Origin of the sequence: Pseudoalteromonas sp. SA25, from assembly GCF_011378705.1 — a bacterium.
GTDB classification, from domain to species: Bacteria; Pseudomonadota; Gammaproteobacteria; order Enterobacterales; family Alteromonadaceae; genus Pseudoalteromonas; species Pseudoalteromonas arctica.
In genome coordinates this window covers 74,112-92,377 of the sequence record NZ_WTKV01000015.1, presented here as the reverse complement: position 1 = coordinate 92,377, position 18,266 = coordinate 74,112, and the positions used below count along the sequence as shown (strand labels likewise).

17 protein-coding genes are annotated in these 18,266 nt (G+C 39.7%); 7 read left to right on the top strand and 10 right to left on the bottom strand.

The features are described from left to right. Nucleotides 1–5 precede the first annotated feature (5 nt). Nucleotides 6–602, bottom strand: coding sequence for a replication initiation negative regulator SeqA (seqA, locus tag GQR45_RS13445; protein WP_024589204.1), 597 nt, complete (start codon nt 600–602; stop codon nt 6–8). Between the two features lie 220 nt (nt 603–822). Here seqA and GQR45_RS13440 point away from each other — a divergent pair, with 220 nt between their 5' ends. The 5 genes from GQR45_RS13440 (at nt 823) to fur (ending at nt 3,360) form a co-directional block, all read left to right on the top strand. Further along, nucleotides 823–1,590 carry an alpha/beta fold hydrolase gene (locus GQR45_RS13440; RefSeq protein ID WP_007586854.1) on the top strand — a complete coding sequence of 256 codons (768 nt, stop codon included), beginning with the start codon at nt 823–825 and terminating at the stop codon, nt 1,588–1,590. Between the two features lie 95 nt (nt 1,591–1,685). Next, nucleotides 1,686–1,907 (top strand): DUF2788 domain-containing protein, encoded by a 222-nt coding sequence (locus tag GQR45_RS13435; RefSeq protein ID WP_002962930.1) that lies wholly within the window; start codon nt 1,686–1,688, stop codon nt 1,905–1,907. 2 nt (nt 1,908–1,909) lie between these two features. Beyond that, nucleotides 1,910–2,188, top strand: a complete 279-nt coding sequence (ybfE, locus tag GQR45_RS13430) for a LexA regulated protein (RefSeq protein ID WP_002962928.1) — start codon at nt 1,910–1,912, stop codon at nt 2,186–2,188. Between the two features lie 14 nt (nt 2,189–2,202). Continuing rightward, the gene (gene fldA / locus GQR45_RS13425; RefSeq protein ID WP_007586856.1) at nt 2,203–2,730 is read left to right on the top strand and encodes a flavodoxin FldA; all 528 of its coding nucleotides are present in this window, start codon (nt 2,203–2,205) and stop codon (nt 2,728–2,730) included. A 186-nt stretch (nt 2,731–2,916) separates the two neighbouring features. Then, on the top strand, nt 2,917–3,360 hold the full coding sequence (fur, locus tag GQR45_RS13420) for a ferric iron uptake transcriptional regulator (protein ID WP_007586857.1): 444 nt from the start codon (nt 2,917–2,919) through the stop codon (nt 3,358–3,360). Nucleotides 3,361–3,665: 305 nt separating this feature from the next. Here fur and glnS read toward each other — a convergent pair whose 3' ends face one another. Continuing rightward, entirely contained in the window at nt 3,666–5,324 is a 1,659-nt protein-coding gene (gene glnS, locus GQR45_RS13415) for a glutamine--tRNA ligase (RefSeq protein ID WP_165726193.1), read from the bottom strand. A gap of 218 nt (nt 5,325–5,542) precedes the next feature. Between glnS and GQR45_RS13410 the strand changes: the two genes are divergently transcribed. Further along, nucleotides 5,543–6,613 (top strand): DUF3083 family protein, encoded by a 1,071-nt coding sequence (locus GQR45_RS13410; RefSeq protein WP_010552675.1) that lies wholly within the window; start codon nt 5,543–5,545, stop codon nt 6,611–6,613. A gap of 60 nt (nt 6,614–6,673) precedes the next feature. On the opposite strand, the gene sucD is transcribed toward GQR45_RS13410, so the two are convergent. From sucD to sdhC, 8 genes are all read right to left on the bottom strand, one after another. Beyond that, nucleotides 6,674–7,546: a succinate--CoA ligase subunit alpha gene (sucD, locus tag GQR45_RS13405; protein WP_010552674.1), complete on the bottom strand. Its 873-nt coding sequence runs from the start codon at nt 7,544–7,546 to the stop codon at nt 6,674–6,676. Next, nucleotides 7,546–8,712, bottom strand: a complete 1,167-nt coding sequence (gene sucC / locus GQR45_RS13400) for an ADP-forming succinate--CoA ligase subunit beta (RefSeq protein WP_007586870.1) — start codon at nt 8,710–8,712, stop codon at nt 7,546–7,548. The genes sucD and sucC overlap by 1 nt, the downstream gene beginning before the upstream one ends. 177 nt (nt 8,713–8,889) lie before the next feature. Then, a complete protein-coding gene (gene odhB, locus GQR45_RS13395; protein ID WP_007586871.1) occupies nt 8,890–10,407 on the bottom strand; it encodes a 2-oxoglutarate dehydrogenase complex dihydrolipoyllysine-residue succinyltransferase in 1,518 nt (505 codons plus the stop codon). 3 nt (nt 10,408–10,410) lie between these two features. Continuing rightward, nucleotides 10,411–13,230, bottom strand: coding sequence for a 2-oxoglutarate dehydrogenase E1 component (gene sucA, locus GQR45_RS13390; protein ID WP_165726192.1), 2,820 nt, complete (start codon nt 13,228–13,230; stop codon nt 10,411–10,413). A gap of 94 nt (nt 13,231–13,324) precedes the next feature. Then, nucleotides 13,325–14,041 carry a succinate dehydrogenase iron-sulfur subunit gene (locus GQR45_RS13385; RefSeq protein WP_007375751.1) on the bottom strand — a complete coding sequence of 239 codons (717 nt, stop codon included), beginning with the start codon at nt 14,039–14,041 and terminating at the stop codon, nt 13,325–13,327. Nucleotides 14,042–14,051: 10 nt separating this feature from the next. Continuing rightward, nucleotides 14,052–15,824 (bottom strand): succinate dehydrogenase flavoprotein subunit, encoded by a 1,773-nt coding sequence (sdhA, locus tag GQR45_RS13380; protein WP_007375750.1) that lies wholly within the window; start codon nt 15,822–15,824, stop codon nt 14,052–14,054. Next, nucleotides 15,825–16,172 carry a succinate dehydrogenase, hydrophobic membrane anchor protein gene (sdhD, locus tag GQR45_RS13375; protein ID WP_007586873.1) on the bottom strand — a complete coding sequence of 116 codons (348 nt, stop codon included), beginning with the start codon at nt 16,170–16,172 and terminating at the stop codon, nt 15,825–15,827. Beyond that, the gene (gene sdhC, locus GQR45_RS13370; RefSeq protein WP_076914908.1) at nt 16,163–16,540 is read right to left on the bottom strand and encodes a succinate dehydrogenase, cytochrome b556 subunit; all 378 of its coding nucleotides are present in this window, start codon (nt 16,538–16,540) and stop codon (nt 16,163–16,165) included. The genes sdhD and sdhC overlap by 10 nt, the downstream gene beginning before the upstream one ends. 420 nt (nt 16,541–16,960) lie before the next feature. Here sdhC and GQR45_RS13365 point away from each other — a divergent pair, with 420 nt between their 5' ends. Further along, complete coding sequence (locus GQR45_RS13365; protein ID WP_007586875.1) at nt 16,961–18,247, top strand: citrate synthase; 1,287 nt, start codon at nt 16,961–16,963, stop codon at nt 18,245–18,247. Nucleotides 18,248–18,266 lie beyond the last annotated feature (19 nt).

The following is an 18,266-nucleotide window of genomic DNA, read 5'->3' as shown; positions in this document are numbered from 1 at the left end:
TTTCCTTACAGGTAATCGCGAATTTTTTCAGCTTGCTCTGCACTATATCCAAGGCAAAGAGCAACTTCATGAAGCATCATTTTTTTACGCGTTGTATTAGAATTAGTCATAACCCAATATTCACTATCGGTTATGTTTTTAGGATTCATACTACTACCGCTATTTACTAAAGCTTCTTTACTAGTAGCAAAGTAAACACGGTCACGCCCTTTTATGTCTAATACCGCAGAAAAATCAGTTTTATGTGTGCGGTAAAATGCACTTAAAATAAACAAAAAGCGTCCAACAACACCTTTTTGCATTGCCAGCTCTTCTTTATTTAATACATTAAAAACATTATCGCTTTTTTGCTTCACGGGTGCGTGAGCTACAGGCGTTTGTTTTTTTGAAGTCTCAGCAGCAGATGGCTCTGAGCTTTTTAACGTGGCGGTAGACGTAGTCGCAGTTTGATTATTTTGAGTTAGTTCTACGTTTGCGGTTTGAATTTTTTCGCCGCTCAGATTTAATAAACGACGTAAAATAGTGGATGCACTTTCACCAATACTTTGCGTATTGCTAGCAATATATTGATATAACTCGTCGTCTATGTCGATTTGTTTCATGTTCTTCCTGTCATTACGGGTCACATTTTTTTCTCCCGTGTGATTATACCCAAACCAATCAGAAATGCGAGTTACAACAAGCACTCCCGTAAACATATTAATATTTACCTCATTGTTGTTGATTTAACAAACAAAAGCCCAATTTAATAAATAGTCGCTGTATTTTTTGCTTTTTAGAGCAATGCTCGGCAAACTATGGCGAAATTTTCAGGAGGCGGGTATGCAGTTAAATTACAAGCAACAAGGGCAAGGTCCTAATGTTATTTTGATACATGGGCTTTTTGGATCATTAGAAAACCTAAATGTAATAGCAAAACCATTAAGTGAACACTTTACTGTTATTAACGTTGATTTACGTAACCACGGGCTTTCTCCTCATAGTGATGAAATGAACTACCCGGCAATGGCACAAGATATTGTTGAGTTATTAGCACATTTGAACATAGATAAAGCACATTTAGTTGGGCACTCTATGGGTGGTAAAGTGGCAATGGAATTAGCGCTTACACATCCTGAACTTGTAAATAAGCTTGTTGTACTTGATATAGCACCTGTTAGTTACCCTGCTCGGCACACAAAAATATTACAGGCATTAAAAGCGGTTTCAGCACAATCAATTGACGATAGAAAACAAGCTGATGCTCTAATGCAGCCTTACATAGAAGAACTGGGAGTTCGACAGTTTCTACTTAAAAGCCTCGCTAAAAATGAAGAAGGTCATTTTGCATGGCGATTTAATTTAAATGTGCTTGACGAAAAATATTCTACAATTACATCCAATGTTAATGAAAATAATTCTTGTTTATGCGATACTCTTTTCATTAAAGGTAATGATTCTGACTATATTTTGCCCGAGCATCGTACTGCAATTAAGGCTCGCTTTAAAAATACCAAGGCTAAAATAATTCATGGCGCAGGCCATTGGCTTCATGCTCAAAAGCCACTTGCTGTAAATAAAGCGATAAACGACTTTTTAACTGCGGTTTAAAGCAATTTTAATCGCGTGTTTTTGATTTTGCGCACTAAATATATGAATAATTATATGCTATAGTACGCGCCGTTTAATTTAAAGGTTATACGTTGATGGTCAGTCAGTTAATTAACGAATTTGATACCCTAGGGTTGTATTTTGGCTTAGCCGGTATTTTCATATTCATCGGCATGGCAATTAAAGACGTACTAAAAAGTGGCAATGTGCCTAAGTTCGGACAATACATTGTCTGGGGCGTGCTCTTTTTAGGTTGTTCAGGCTTTATTGCTAAAGGTCTTATTCAAGTATTTTGGCAAGGCGCAGGTGTAGGTTAAGCATGGCGAAGTCAGAAACAGATAGAACTACACTCGATTTATTTGAATACGAAAAACGCCCAGGCAGACCTAAAACCAATCCCCTTTCACGGGATATGCAGTTAAAGGTAAATAAACGTAATCAAATAAAAAGAGATAAAGCACGTGGCTTAAAGCGTGTTGAATTTAAAGTTTCATCGCAGTTATATCAAGCATTGAGTGATATGGCAGATGCACAAAATATTAGCCGCAGTGCGCTGATTGAAACGATTTTACAAGAAAGATTGGCTATTGATACATAAAAGGTTTTAAATCCATGGCAAGTGTAGGCATTTTTTTCGGAAGTGACACAGGTAACACAGAACACGTAGCAAAAATGATCCAAAAAGAATTGGGTAAAAAGCTAGTGGCTGTTCATGATATTGCAAAAAGCTCTAAAGAAGAGATTGCTGAATTTGATTTAATCTTATTCGGTATCCCTACTTGGTACTACGGCGAAGCACAATGTGACTGGGATGACTTTTTTCCAGAACTTGAAGAAGTAGACTTTGAAGGTAAACTTGTTGCTATTTTTGGTTGTGGAGACCAAGAAGATTACGCTGAGTACTTTTTAGATGCGATGGGCATGATCAACGATATCGTTACTGAACGTGGCGCTATTGTTGTTGGTCATTGGCCGAGCGAAAGCTATGACTTTGAAGCATCTAAAGGCATGGCTGATGATAAGCATTTTGTAGGTTTGGGTATCGACGAAGACCGTCAACCAGAGCTTACAGAACAACGTGTTAAAGCATGGTCTGCTCAAGTATATGAAGAGATGTGTTTAAGTGAATTAGCTGACTAATTTACTGCATATATCGCTAGCTGTTTAAATAATTATCAAACAGTTAGCGTTTTAAGCTTTAGTGGCAATATAAATCAATTGTTCTTTGCACTTAACGCTTAGGCACGTTATCCTGTTTGTTGCTAATGTGTCGTGTACATCTTTGCAAGATGTCTAGTATAACCAAATAAAATTGAGACAGATTTAATGACTGATCATAACTTGGAACTTAAAAAAGCCGGTTTAAAAGTAACTTTACCGCGTATTAAAATATTAGAGATTTTACAATCTCCAGATAACCAACACATCAGTGCTGAAGATGTTTACAAAATTCTTTTGGATCTAGGTGAAGAAATTGGTCTTGCAACTGTATACCGCGTACTTAACCAATTTGATGATGCGGGTATTGTAAGCCGTCATCACTTTGAAGGTGGCAAATCAGTATTTGAACTTTCAGGAAGCACACACCACGATCATTTAGTATGTTTGAAGTGTGGCAAAGTTGTAGAGTTTGAAGATGAGATGATTGAACGTCGTCAACTTGAAATTTCTGAAGAAAATGGTATTACACTTACAAACCATTCTTTATATTTATACGGTGAGTGTAACGATAAAGCAGCGTGTAAAGAATTTAGCGACGCTAACAGCTAATACCGCTTTTAAAAAGCAATAAAAAACCTGCTAAGTGCAGGTTTTTTTGTGTCTAAAATACGTTGTAATAAACATACCCAGTAAAAACTGGGGATATTAAACCTGAACTCTGGTTAAGAGATTTACCAACGTATTGAATCATGGTGATATTTAAATTTATTTCTCTAGCCAGAGATTTTAAGTGAAAACAAGGCGAATTCACGCGTCAATAGCTGACCTATTGCAAGTAAATTCAACGCAGTTAGCGCTGAAAATAGCTGCTCGAGATAGATTTATTATCCAGGGTTCAGGTTTTTAGATATTACTTATTGAGTCTTAGACCATGAATCACGAAGACCCACTGTTTGGTTAAATACAACGTTCTCTGATTTAGAATCACGAGAGAAATAACCCGTACGCTCAAACTGAAAGCCCTGCTCTGCTTGTGAATTAGCAAGCGATGGCTCTAATTTAGCGTTTGATAAAACAACCAGTGACTCTGGATTTAATGTTGTTTCAAACTCATCAGCGGCTGCTGGGTTTGGAACACTAAACAAACGATCGTATAAACGAACTTCTGCCGTAATACACTCTGGTGCTGAAACCCAGTGAATAACACCTTTTACTTTACGTCCATCACTTGGATTTTTACCAAGTGTTTCAGTATCGTAAGTACAGAATATAGTTGTAATTTCGCCATTTTCGTCTTTCTCAACACGCTGTGCTTTAATAACATAAGCGCCACGCAAACGTACTTCTTTATCAAGCACTAAACGTTTAAACTTGTTATTTGCTTCTTCTTTAAAGTCTTCTCGTTCGATGTAAATTTCGCGAGTAAACGGTACATCACGACGACCCATTTCTTCTTTATTTGGGTGGTTAGCCACAGATAAAACCTCAACATTGTCTGCATCGTAGTTTTCAATAACAACTTTAACAGGATCGAGTACGGCCATTGCACGTGGTGCATTTTCGTTTAGATCTTCACGGATACATGCTTCAAGCATACCCATTTCAACCATATTCTCTTGTTTTGTTACACCAATACGCAAACAAAACTCACGGATTGAACCTGGTGTATAACCACGGCGACGTAGGCCTGCAATTGTAGGCATGCGTGGGTCATCCCACCCTTCTACATGGTTATTTACCACTAAATCGCTTAGCTTACGCTTAGACATAATTGTGTATTCAAGATTTAAACGTGAAAACTCAATTTGCTGTGGGTGACACTCTAAACTAATGTTATCAAGTACCCAGTCGTACAAACGACGGTTATCTTGAAACTCGAGTGTGCATAATGAATGTGTAATACCTTCGAGTGCATCAGAAATACAGTGCGTGAAGTCATACATTGGGTAAATGCACCACTTGTCTGCTGTTTGATGATGATGAGCAAAACGTACGCGATAAATAATTGGATCGCGAAGCACCATAAATGAGCTAGCCATATCAATTTTAGCACGCAGGACACATTCGCCTTCTTTGAATTCGCCAGCACGCATTTTTTCAAATAACGCTAGGTTTTCTTCAACTGATGTATCTCTGTACGGGCTATTTTTACCTGGCTCTTTCAATGTACCACGGTATTGGCGTGCTTCGTCTGCTGTTAAAAAGCAAACGTACGCTAAGCCTTTATTTATAAGCTCAACAGCGTAACCATATAAAGTATCAAAATAGTTAGAAGAATACTTTATATCGCCATCCCAGTTAAAACCTAACCACTGTACGTCTTCTTTTATAGAATTAACGTAGTTAATGTCTTCTTTTTCTGGGTTTGTATCGTCAAAACGTAAGTTACATAAACCGTTGTAATCTTTTGCGATGCCAAAATTTAAACAAATTGATTTGGCATGACCAATATGCAAAAAGCCATTTGGTTCAGGTGGAAAACGTGTATGCGTTGTTGCATGCTTTTTACTTGCTAAGTCTTCATCAATTCGGGTTCTAATAAAGTTACTTGGGCGATTCTCAATTTCCGCCATAGGAGTGCAGTCCTCTAAATATTACGTAATAACAAAACTAATGCATTATTACAAAAACATACACTAACATACAGCACTAGATTAAGGTTTATTTTTGATATTGCTTAACTTTAATTCAGCTGAACCATTGTTTATGAATAAAATTTGTTTTAACGCAATATTTAAGTCATCTAAACAGTTTATAGTAGGTAAATAACCTACATTATAAGGATTTAAAGATGGCGACACTTAATCAACATCGTGTATATATTCCAACTAATGCACGCGCTAACCACTACCTTTTAGCTGAAATAACCCCTAATCACGATTTTTATAAAAGCTTTAGTGATATAAATTGCTGCTATGAACGTATTGCACGCCAGCTGTTTGCTTCTTGTGATGAGTACGAGCTTTATAATGTGCACTTATTAGCGAATGATAAACTACCCGTTGTAAGATTTAATGATGAGTCTTATCAATTAGAAACAGATAAACAAATGCTCTTTTTTTATAATCCCCGTTATCACGAAGCGCATAAGATTTATTACACTGAAGGTACACCGAGTAAAAAAATACGCATTCTATTTTTAGCAACAGGCGATGATTTACGAGCCAACTCTGCAGAATTTCATAATAAAGTTCAAAAAGTGTTAGACACTTTACAAGGACAACTCTTAATAAATCAGCCCCAGTTTAAACTACGCGACCATCAACACTTAACGTATGACCTATTTGCTAAAGAAAAAGGCAACAAGGAAAGCTATGGTTACAAATTAAGAAGTCTCTACCCTCGCTACCAATCAAGACAATGCAGCATACCCAATGATTATGCAGAGATGACTTACGCCACTTTTACTATACCGGTTTCGCGCGCTATTAAAACGCAGTTTCAAACACTAATGAACACAAACGATTATGCTAAATTTTATGACTACTTTGCTTATGCATTTATACGTGCGTGTCAAAATAATAACTTAAACCATGGCGCTATGGTTGCTAACGGTGCAACGCCTATTATACGCAACAGTAAAATAGATAAAAGTGAAGGCAATGATGAACTTCAAAAGTTAAGTTTTGATATTGAATCTAATGAAAATCAAATTAAGCACTTTTATGAAGCAAGTAAATTGGTAGAAACGCTGCATTTTGTAGTAGTCGCAACGCAGCAGGATAAACATGAAATGGGCTATGGTCGATTTATGAACCAAGTAGAAAAAACAATCCATACTCTGTGTAATGAGCTGGCTATAAATAAACAACGCCAAGACTTATCTGTACGCTTTTTCCAGCATATTAGTTACCCGTTCTAAATTTTCATCTAATAACAAAAAGGCCCGCATATGCGGGCCTTTTTAAAGAAAAACAAGCGATTACCAGCCTGTTTTCTCTTTAAGTGCTTTACCGATATCAGCAAGTGAACGTACAGTTTTTACGCCCGCAGCTTCTAATGCAGCAAATTTCTCATCAGCAGTACCTTTACCGCCGGCAATGATTGCGCCAGCGTGACCCATACGCTTACCTTCTGGTGCAGTAACACCAGCAATGTAAGATACTACAGGTTTAGTTACGTGAGCTTTGATGTACTCTGCAGCTTCTTCTTCTGCAGTACCACCAATTTCGCCAATCATTACGATTGCTTCAGTTTGTGGATCTTTTTCGAACATTTCTAGAACGTCGATAAAGTTAGTACCTGGAATTGGATCACCACCAATACCAACACACGTAGACTGACCAAAACCAGCATCAGTAGTTTGCTTAACTGCTTCGTACGTTAAAGTACCAGAGCGAGAAACAATACCTACTTTACCAGGTTTGTGGATATGACCAGGCATGATACCAATCTTAGTTTGACCAGGAGTAATAACACCTGGGCAGTTAGGACCGATCATACGAGTACCTGTTTGATCTAGTTTGATTTTAACATCAACCATATCAAGTGTAGGGATACCTTCAGTAATACAAACTATTAGCTCGATGCCAGCATCGATAGCTTCTAAGATTGCATCTTTACAGAAAGGAGCTGGTACGTAGATAACTGAAGCAGTTGCGCCAGTTTCTTTTACAGCATCACGAACTGTGTTGAATACAGGAAGACCAAGGTGCGTTTGACCGCCTTTACCTGGGCTAACACCACCAACCATTTGTGTACCGTACTCAAGCGCTTGCTCTGAGTGGAAAGTACCTTGGCCACCAGTGAAACCTTGACAGATAACTTTTGTATCTTTATTGATTAATACAGACATTATTTGCCCTCCGCAGCAGCAACAACTTTTTCAGCAGCGTCTGTTAGTGATTCAGCAGCAATGATATCTAGACCAGAGTTCTTAAGAACTTCACGACCTAATTCAGCATTAGTACCTTCTAAACGTACAACTACTGGTACGGTTACGCCAACTTCTTTAACTGCGCCAATGATGCCTTCAGCAATCATGTCACAACGAACGATGCCGCCAAAGATGTTTACTAAAACAGCTTTAACATTGTCGTCAGAAAGAATGATTTTGAATGCTTCAGAAACACGTTCTTTAGTAGCACCGCCACCAACATCCAAGAAGTTAGCCGGCTTGCCGCCGTGTAGGTTTACGATGTCCATAGTACCCATTGCTAGGCCTGCACCGTTAACCATACAACCAACATTACCGTCTAGAGCAACGTAGTTAAGCTCGAAGCTTGCTGCGTGTGCTTCACGAGCATCTTCTTGAGATGGATCGTGGAATTCACGGATTTTAGGTTGACGGTAAAGTGCATTACCATCAATACCGATTTTGCCGTCAAGACAGTGAAGGTTGCCTTCGTCTGTAATTACTAACGGGTTGATTTCAAGTAATGCGAAATCAAAATCAGTGAACATTTTACCAAGACCCATAAAGATCTTAACAAACTGTTTCATTTGTACTGGGTTAAGACCCAATTTGAAACCTAGTTCACGTGCTTGGTAAGCTTGAGGACCTACTAACGGGTCGATCTCTGCTTTGTGGATAAGCTCTGGTGTTTCTTCAGCAACAGTTTCAATTTCAACGCCGCCTTCAGTAGACGCCATGAAAACTACTTTACGAGATGCACGGTCAACTACTGCACCTAGGTACAATTCGTTAGCAATGTCAGTACAGCTTTCTACTAAAATTTTAGCTACTGGCTGGCCTTTCTCGTCTGTTTGGTAAGTAACTAGGTTTTTACCTAACCAGTTAGCTGCAAACGCTTTTACTTCTTCGATAGTTTTAACTAGCTTTACACCGCCAGCTTTACCACGTCCACCTGCGTGAACCTGAGTTTTAACAACCCACATATCGCCGCCAATTTTTTCAGCAGCTGCAGCAGCTTCTTCAGGTGTATCGCAAGCGTAACCTGTAGAAACGGGTAAACCATATTCGGCAAAAAGTTGTTTTGCCTGATACTCATGCAAATTCATGATGCTTTATCCAATTTTTTATACTAAAAGAGCTGAATATTTTTTCAAATAAACAACTATCCCAAATTGCGCACCTAGTATAGATCCCAAGGCTTAACATGAAAACCCCAGTACGACCAAAGGCGCAAAAAAAAAGCTGTGAATGTTCATTCACAGCTTACATTTCATACAACTAGATTAAACATCTAGCAATAAGCGAGTTGGATCTTCAAGTAACTCTTTAATAGTTACTAAGAAACCAACAGATTCTTTACCATCAATGATACGGTGGTCATAAGAAAGTGCTAAATACATCATAGGTAGTATTTCAACTTTACCATTTACAGCCATCGGACGGTCTTGAATTTTATGCATACCCAAGATTGAAGACTGTGGCAAGTTAATGATAGGTGTAGATAGCAATGAACCAAATACGCCACCATTAGTAATAGTGAAATTACCACCCGTCATATCAGCAAGCGTAAGCTTACCATCACGACCTTTAAGTGCTAACTCACGAATACCTTTTTCGATTTCAGCAACAGATAGTTTGTCACAATCTTTAAGTACTGGAGTAACTAAGCCACGTGGAGTAGATACTGCAATGCTGATATCGAAATAGTTATGGTAAACAATATCGTCACCATCAATTGAAGCATTTACATCTGGAAAACGCTTAAGAGCTTCAGTTACCGCTTTCACATAGAAAGACATGAAACCTAAACGAATGCCGTGACGCTTTTCAAACGTTTCTTGATACTGCTTACGAAGGCTCATGATTGGTCCCATGTTCACTTCGTTGAATGTTGTTAACATTGCAGTTGAGTTTTTAGCTTCAAGAAGGCGTGTCGCAATCGTTTTACGTAAACGAGTCATAGGTACACGTTTTTGAGTACGATCGCCCATTGGTGCTGCAGGAGCAGAAGCTTCTGCTTTTTTAGCCGCTGGCGCTGGTGCTTTTAAGAAAGTATCAACGTCTTCTTTAGTTACACGACCATTTTTACCCGTGCCTTTAATTTTAGAAGCGTCTAGGCCTTTCTCAGCAATTAAACGACGAACTGATGGTGTTAACACATCTGAACTTTCGCTTGAATCTGCTGCTGGCGCTGCGTCTGCTTTTGCAGCTGGAGCCGCTGGTGCACCGCCTGCTTTAACCGAACCAATTACTTGCTCGCCTAATACAGTATCGCCTTCGCCGTGAATGATATCACCCATGATGCCATCTTCTTGAGCTACGACTTCAAGAACAACTTTATCTGTTTCAATATCTACCAAGTTTTGGTCGCGTGTTACCGCGTCACCTGGTTGTACATGCCATGTAGCAATTGTTGCGTCTGCAACTGATTCTGGAAGTACAGGTACTTTAATATCCACTTCTTTACCTTCTGATGCTGGTGCTGATTGCGCCACTGGCGCGTCTTCTGATTTAGCTGGTGCTGATTCTTCTTTAGTTGAACCTTCACTTGCTGGCGCTGCATCAGCATCACCAAGTAAACCCATAACTTGGTCGCCAAGTACGGTTGCACCTTCTTCCTGTGATATTTCTGTTATTACACCGTCATGCTGTGCAACAACTTCTAAAACCACTTTATCTGTTTCAATGTCTACTAAGTTTTGATCGCGAGTTACTTTGTCGCCAACACTTACATGCCATGTAGCAACGGTAGCATCTGCAACCGACTCAGGAAGAACAGGAACTTTAATTTCTGTGCTCATTGCTTATCCTTTATTTTCTATAGTAAGCGCGTCGGCAACGAGCGCTTGTTGTTCTTTAGTATGTACTGACATGTAACCACACGCGGGTGATGCAGACGCTTTACGTCCTGCATATTTTAATTTAGCACCTTGTGGGATTGCATCAATAAAGTGATGTTGTGAACAGTACCATGCACCTTGGTTTTGTGGCTCTTCTTGACACCATACAAAATCAGTTACGTGTTGGTAGCGCTCTATAATTGTTTGCATTTCATCGTGTGGGAACGGGTATAACTGTTCAACACGTACAATTGCAATATTATCTTGCTCAAGCTTACGACGCTCTTGTAGTAACTCGTAGTAAACTTTACCGCTACAAAATACAACGCGCTCTACTTTCTCAGGGTTAATATCATCAACTTCGTCGATCATATTATGGTAAACACCGTGTGAAAGCTCTTCAAGTGATGAAGTTGCAAGCGGGTGACGAAGTAGCGACTTAGGCGTCATAACAATCAGAGGACGACGAAGTGGTCGAACTGACTGACGACGAAGCATAGCGTAAACTTGCGCCGGCGTTGAAGGAACACACACTTGCATGTTGTGATCAGCACATAGTTGCAAGAAACGCTCTAAGCGCGCTGAACTATGCTCTGGGCCTTGACCTTCGTAGCCATGAGGTAACAAAATTGTAAGCCCACATAAACGGCCCCACTTTTGCTCACCAGAACTTAAGAACTGGTCAAATACAACTTGTGCACCATTGGCGAAGTCACCGAACTGCGCTTCCCAAAGTATTAATGAAGTAGGCTCTGCTGTTGCATAACCATATTCAAAAGCTACTACAGCTTCCTCAGAAAGAACCGAATCAAATACTTGGAAAGTACCTTGACCTTCACTTAAATTCTGTAAAGGTGTGTAAGTTGCACCATCGGATTGACTGTGAACTACAGCATGACGATGGAAGAATGTACCACGACCTGAATCTTGACCCGTCAAACGGATGTCAGTACCTTCAGTTGCAATTGTTGCATAGGCAAGTGTTTCTGCCATACCCCAATCAAGTGGTTTTTCACCAGTTGCCATTAGCTTACGATCGTCATAAATCTTTTTAACACGAGACTGTGCTTTATATTGCTCAGGGTAGGAAGCAATTTTCTCACCGAGAGCTTTAAGCTTTTCTACAGAAACGCTAGCATCGTAATCAACATTCCATTCATGGCCGACATATTTAGCCCAATCAGAAGAATGTGACGTCTCTGGTTGTATTTCTGAAACAACACAGCTGCCTTCATCTAGTGCATCACGGTACTCATCAGCTAAGGCTTTAACTTCTTGTTCAGAAAAAGAGCCTTCAGCAATCAGTTGGTCTGCATAGATTAAACGCGGCACTGGATGCTTTTTAATTTTTTGGTACATTAAAGGCTGAGTTGCATTAGGCTCATCAGCTTCATTGTGACCATGGCGACGGTAACAAACTAAATCGATTACTACGTCGCGCTTAAACTGGTTTCTAAAATCAAGTGCAAGTTGAGTTACAAATGCAACTGCTTCAGGATCATCAGAGTTTACATGGAAAATTGGCGACTGAACCATTTTAGCAATGTCAGTACAGTAATCTGTAGAACGTACATCGTCTTGCTTAGAGGTTGTAAAACCTACTTGATTGTTGACAACAATACGAATACTACCACCACAACTAAACGCGTTAGTCTGTGACATATTAAACGTTTCTTGTACAACACCTTGTCCAGCAATAGCAGAATCACCATGTATTGTAATTGGTAATGCTTTAATACCAGAGCTATCACCTAAGCGATCAAGACGGGCACGTACAGAGCCCATAACTACTGGATTTACGATTTCTAGGTGAGATGGGTTAAACGCAAGCGCCATATGAACATTGCCACCTTTGGTAGCAAAATCAGACGAATAACCCATGTGATATTTAACATCACCAGAACTTAACGTTTCTTTATGTATACCAGCAAATTCATCAAATAATTCTGATGGATTTTTACCAAGTACATTAACTAAAACGTTTAAACGACCACGGTGAGCCATACCAATAACAGCTTCTTGTTGGCCGCTTTCACCAGCGCGGTGAATAAGCTCTTTAAGCATTGGAACTAACGCATCGCCACCTTCAAGTGAAAAGCGCTTAGCACCAGGGAACTTAGACCCTAAATATTTTTCTAGACCATCTGCTGCAGTAAGCCCTTTAAGGATACGTAGCTTTTCATCTTTTGAGAATTTAGGCCTAGACTGGACAGATTCTAGACGTTGTTGTAACCAACGTTTTTCCTCTGTTGATGTGATGTGCATATACTCAGCGCCAATTGAACCACAATATGTAGTTTTTAGTGCTTGGTATAGTTCACCTAAAGGCATAGTATCGCGCCCTACGGCAAACGATCCTACGTTAAACTCGCGGTCAAAATCACTTGAAGATAGGTCGTGGTACTCTAGCTCTAAATCTCGTACACGCTCTCGTTGCCAAATACCTAATGGATCTAGGTTTGCATTTTGGTGCCCACGAAAACGGAAAGCATTAATAAGTTGTAGAACTTTAACCTGTTTAAGGTCACCGCCACTACCCTCTGCTACCACTACTTCTCTATGCTTGTTTTTTGCAAGCTGTGCAAACTGTGCTCGAACCTCTGAATGTTTTACTTCAACATCCACACCATCAACTTTAGGTAATTGTTCAAACACTTCTCGCCATTCGTCTGGCACAGAAGTCGCATCGTCTAAATACGCTTCATAAAGCTCTTCTACATAAGCAACGTTGCCGCCGTTTAAATGTGAAGATTCTAGCCATGCCTTCATCACACCTTCGTGCATTTATAAGCCCTTTTTTTTAGCGCAGAAATTAATAGTTATTATAACAAGATGGCTAATATAATTTAATATTAGCCATCTTACCTTTACTAAGCTATCAAACCGCTCGGTTTAGTAACATAGATTTGATTTGTCCAATTGCTTTGGTCGGATTAAGACCCTTAGGACAAACGCTAACACAGTTCATGATACTGTGACAACGGAACACACTGAACGCATCGTCTAAATCCGCTAAACGTTCTTCAGTTGCTGTATCTCGGCTATCAGCCAAGAAACGGTAAGCATGAAGAAGGCCTGCTGGACCAATGAACTTGTCTGGATTCCACCAGAACGAAGGACACGATGTTGAACAACATGCACACAAAATACACTCATAAAGCCCATCTAATTTATCACGTTCTTCAATAGTTTGAAGACGTTCGCCTGCTGCAGGCTGATCATTAATTAAATAAGGTTTAACTTTTTCGTACTGAGTGTAGAACTGACTCATGTCAATAACAAGGTCACGAACCACAGGTAAACCTGGTAAAGGACGTACTACGATTTTACCTTTGCCATTTTTTTGTAGCGTAGATAAAGGAGTAATACATGCTAAACCATTTTTACCATTCATGTTAACACCATCAGATCCACACACACCTTCACGGCATGAACGACGGAAAGATAATGTAGGATCTTGTTCTTTTAGAAGAATAAGTGCATCCAACACCATCATGTCGTGACCTTCCTCTGTTTGCAAGGTGTATTCTTGCATACGAGGAGCGTTGTCAACATCTGGATTATAACGATAAACTGAAAATTGTACTTGTGCCATCGTCTATCTCCTAGTAAACACGTGCTTTAGGTGGGAAAGCTTCACGCGTTTTAGGCGCATAGTTTACATCACGCTTGCTCATTTCATCCGTTACAGGATTGAATACTGAGTGACATAACCAGTTTTCGTCATCACGATCTGGGTAGTCAAAGCGAGAATGTGCACCACGGCTTTCTGTACGGAAGTTTGCAGCTACTGCAGTCGAGTAAGCTGTTTCCATTAAGTTGTCTAGTTCAAGACATTCGATACGCTGCGTATTGAAGTCTGATGATTTATCATCAAGACGAGCATGTTGCAGACGTTCGCGAATTTCTTTAAGTTCTTGAAGACCTGCAGCCATTGAGTCACCTTCACGGAATACCGAGAAGTTAAGCTGCATACATTGTTGTAGGTCTTTTTTGATTTGAACTGGATCTTCACCTTGGCCAGCCGTTGAATTTTCCCAACGATTGTAACGTGCAAGAGACGCTTCTAAGTCTGATTCTGAAGCAGCTTTAGATATTTCAACGTCATTTAGGTACTTACCTAAGAAGTTACCCGCAGCACGACCAAACACAACTAAATCAAGTAATGAGTTACCACCTAAGCGGTTTGCACCGTGTACAGATACACATGCAATCTCACCTACTGCAAATAAACCTTGAACTACTGTTTCGTTGCCTTGAGCATCGATTTGTAGCGCTTGTCCATTTACATTAGTAGGAACACCGCCCATCATATAATGACAAGTTGGAATTACTGGAATTGGCTCTTTTGCAGGGTCAACGTGAGCAAATGTTTTAGCAAGATCACATACGCCTGGAAGACGTAAGTTAAGTGTTTCTTCACCTAAGTGGTCAAGTTTTAACTTAAGATGTGGACCCCAAGGACCATCACAACCACGACCTTCACGGATTTCAGTCATCATTGAACGTGCAACAACGTCGCGAGACGCTAAGTCTTTTGCGTTTGGTGCGTAACGTTCCATGAAGCGTTCGCCATCTTTATTTAAAAGATAACCGCCTTCACCACGACAACCTTCAGTTACTAGCGTACCAGCACCTGCGATACCCGTTGGGTGGAACTGCCACATTTCCATGTCTTGCATAGAAATACCAGCACGTGTTGCCATACCAACACCGTCACCAGTGTTAATGTGAGCATTAGTGGTTGATGCAAATATACGACCTGCACCACCAGTGGCTAATACAACTGCTTTAGATTTGAAGAAGGTAACTTCACCTGTCTCAATCTCAATTGCAGTACACCCTACTACATCACCATTATCGTTTTTAACTAAATCAAGTGCATACCATTCAGAGAATACATTTGTTTTGTTTTTAACGTTTTGTTGATAGAGAAGGTGTAATAAAGCATGACCAGTACGGTCAGCAGCTGCTGCAGTACGTGCGGCTTGTTCACCACCAAAGTTTTTCGATTGACCACCGAAAGGACGTTGGTAAACACGGCCATTTTCAAAACGAGAAAATGGTAAACCCATGTTTTCTAATTCGGTAATAGCTTCTGGGCCAGTTTGACACATGTATTCAATAGCGTCTTGGTCACCGATAAAATCGGAACCTTTAACGGTATCGTACATATGCCATTCCCAGTTATCTTCGTGTGAATTACCAAGCGCAACCGTAATACCGCCTTGAGCAGATACAGTGTGTGAGCGCGTTGGAAATACTTTAGATATTAATGCACACGTTTTGCCAGATTCTGTAATTGCTAAAGCAGCGCGCATACCTGCACCACCTGCACCAATTACTACGGCGTCAAATTCACGAACAGAATATTTCACTTAAACACCCCATAATACGATTAGACCAATAGCTACGTAAGCAACGGCCATTAGGTTTAATACAAAACCTAAAACTGCACGAAGCTTTGCGCACTTAACATAGTCTGTAAGAACTTGCCAAAGGCCAATGCGGGTATGAACCATAATGCACACAAGGGTAATTAACGTAAACCCTTTCATTGCTAGGTTAGAGAAGAGGCCTGTCCAGGCTTCGAAAGTGACTTCTGGCGTCGCTAAAAAATAGCCGATAATAAAAATCGCGTAAGCGCTGATTATTAATGCCGTGGTACGTAAAGATACGAAATCTTGTACACCATCACGTTTTAGAGTTGCTTGATTTAAAACCATATCCACACCCCTGCCAATACGGCAAACACAACACCAAGAGCCATTGAAACTTTAGCGCTGAGGTTACCTGATTCAAGTTCTTCCCAATGTCCCATATCCATAATCATATGACGGATACCACCAATAAGGTGATAACCTAATACAGAAACAGTGCCCCAAGCTATAAATTTGGCAATGAATCCGTTAAACAGACCCTTGACGAATTCAAAACTTTCAGCTGAAGAGAGAGACTCAGACCAAGCCCAAATGACAAACGTTAAAGCAAAAAATAATGCAACACCGGTGACGCGGTGAAAAATTGAAGCTTTAGCCGTTGCCGGCATAGATATAGTTGTTAGATCTAGATTTACAGGTCTTTGCTTTTTCACAGTTACTTGCCCATCTTTGCTCACAGTGGAGCTCATCTACTTGTTTTTCTAAAAACCCACCAAATATTACTGATGGAACTATCAAAATAAACGTACCAAAACAATTAAAGTTCACAAACCTGTAAATTTTAAGCTGTTAAGAATATGTTTACCCAAATACAATACGGTTTAAAACCACCGTTAGTATATATACCCACAGGGCTTTTTACAATTCTTGTTTATTTAGAGATGTTTGCGAATTAGCCAATAGTATTATATTTAATTAATACCGAATATTTATTATACATATATGCATAATGTTTATAAAAATTGACTTTAACCCCCTCTTTCACGTTAAAATGAGAAGATGTGCTTAAAACAGATTTCAGAACTTTAAAATCTAAAAATCAGAATAGATATCTTAATAGGAGATACATAACGATGGCAGATAAAAAAGCCACAGTCCAAATTGATGGACTAGATCCAATCGAACTTCCAATTTATCAAGGCACTGCTGGCCAAGATGTAATCGACGTACGTACGTTAGGTTCACACGGTCACTTTACTTATGACCCAGGTTTCATGTCGACTGGTTCTTGTGAATCTGCAATCACCTATATTGATGGTGGTAAAGGTGTACTACTTCACCGTGGTTACCCAATTGAGCAATTAGCTGAAGACTCAAATTACATTGAACTTTGTTACTTACTTTTAAATGGTGAGTTACCTTCTAAAGAACAATATGAAGTTTTTAAGAATGAAATAACTACAAGCACTATGCTTGACGAGAAGATTGCTAACTTCTTCCAAGGTTTCCGCTTTGACGCTCACCCAATGGCAATGCTTTGTGGCGTAGTAGGTGCATTATCATCTTTCTATCATGAAGACCTTGATATTACTGATGCTGAACAACGTAAAACAAGCGCAGTTAAACTTGTTGCTAAGTTACCAACAATCGCAGCAATGGCTTATAAAACAAATATCGGCCAACCGTTTGTATACCCACGTAACGATTTAAGCTACGCAGAAAACTTCTTACACATGATGTTCTCTGTACCTGCTGAAGAATATAAAGTTAATCCTGTAACTGCAAAAGCAATGGATAAAATCTTTATGCTTCATGCAGATCATGAACAAAATGCATCAACTTCAACAGTTCGTCTTGCTGGTTCATCTGGTGCTAACCCGTATGCATGTATTGCAGCTGGTATTGCATCTTTATGGGGACCTGCTCACGGCGGCGCTAATGAAGCATGTTTAAACATGTTAGAAGAGATTGGCTCTGTTGACCGTATCGATGAATACGTAGCTAAAGCTAAAGATAAAGCTGACCCGTTCCGCCTTATGGGCTTTGGACACCGTGTTTACAAAAACTTTGACCCACGCGCTACAGTAATGCGTCAAACGTGTCACGAAGTTTTAGCTGAGCTGAACATCCAAGATCCACTTCTTGATATTGCTATGAAGCTTGAGCAAATTGCGCTTGAAGACCCGTACTTTGTAGAGAAAAAACTATACCCTAATGTAGATTTCTACTCTGGTATTATCTTAAAAGCGATTGGTATTCCAACAAGCATGTTCACTGTAATCTTTGCAATGGCACGTACTGTTGGTTGGATCACTCACTGGGATGAGATGCTATCTCAACCTGGTCATAAGATCAGCCGTCCTCGTCAACTTTATACTGGTTACACTCAACGTGACTACGTATCAACTGACAAGCGTTAATTAACGTTGGTTAGTTTAA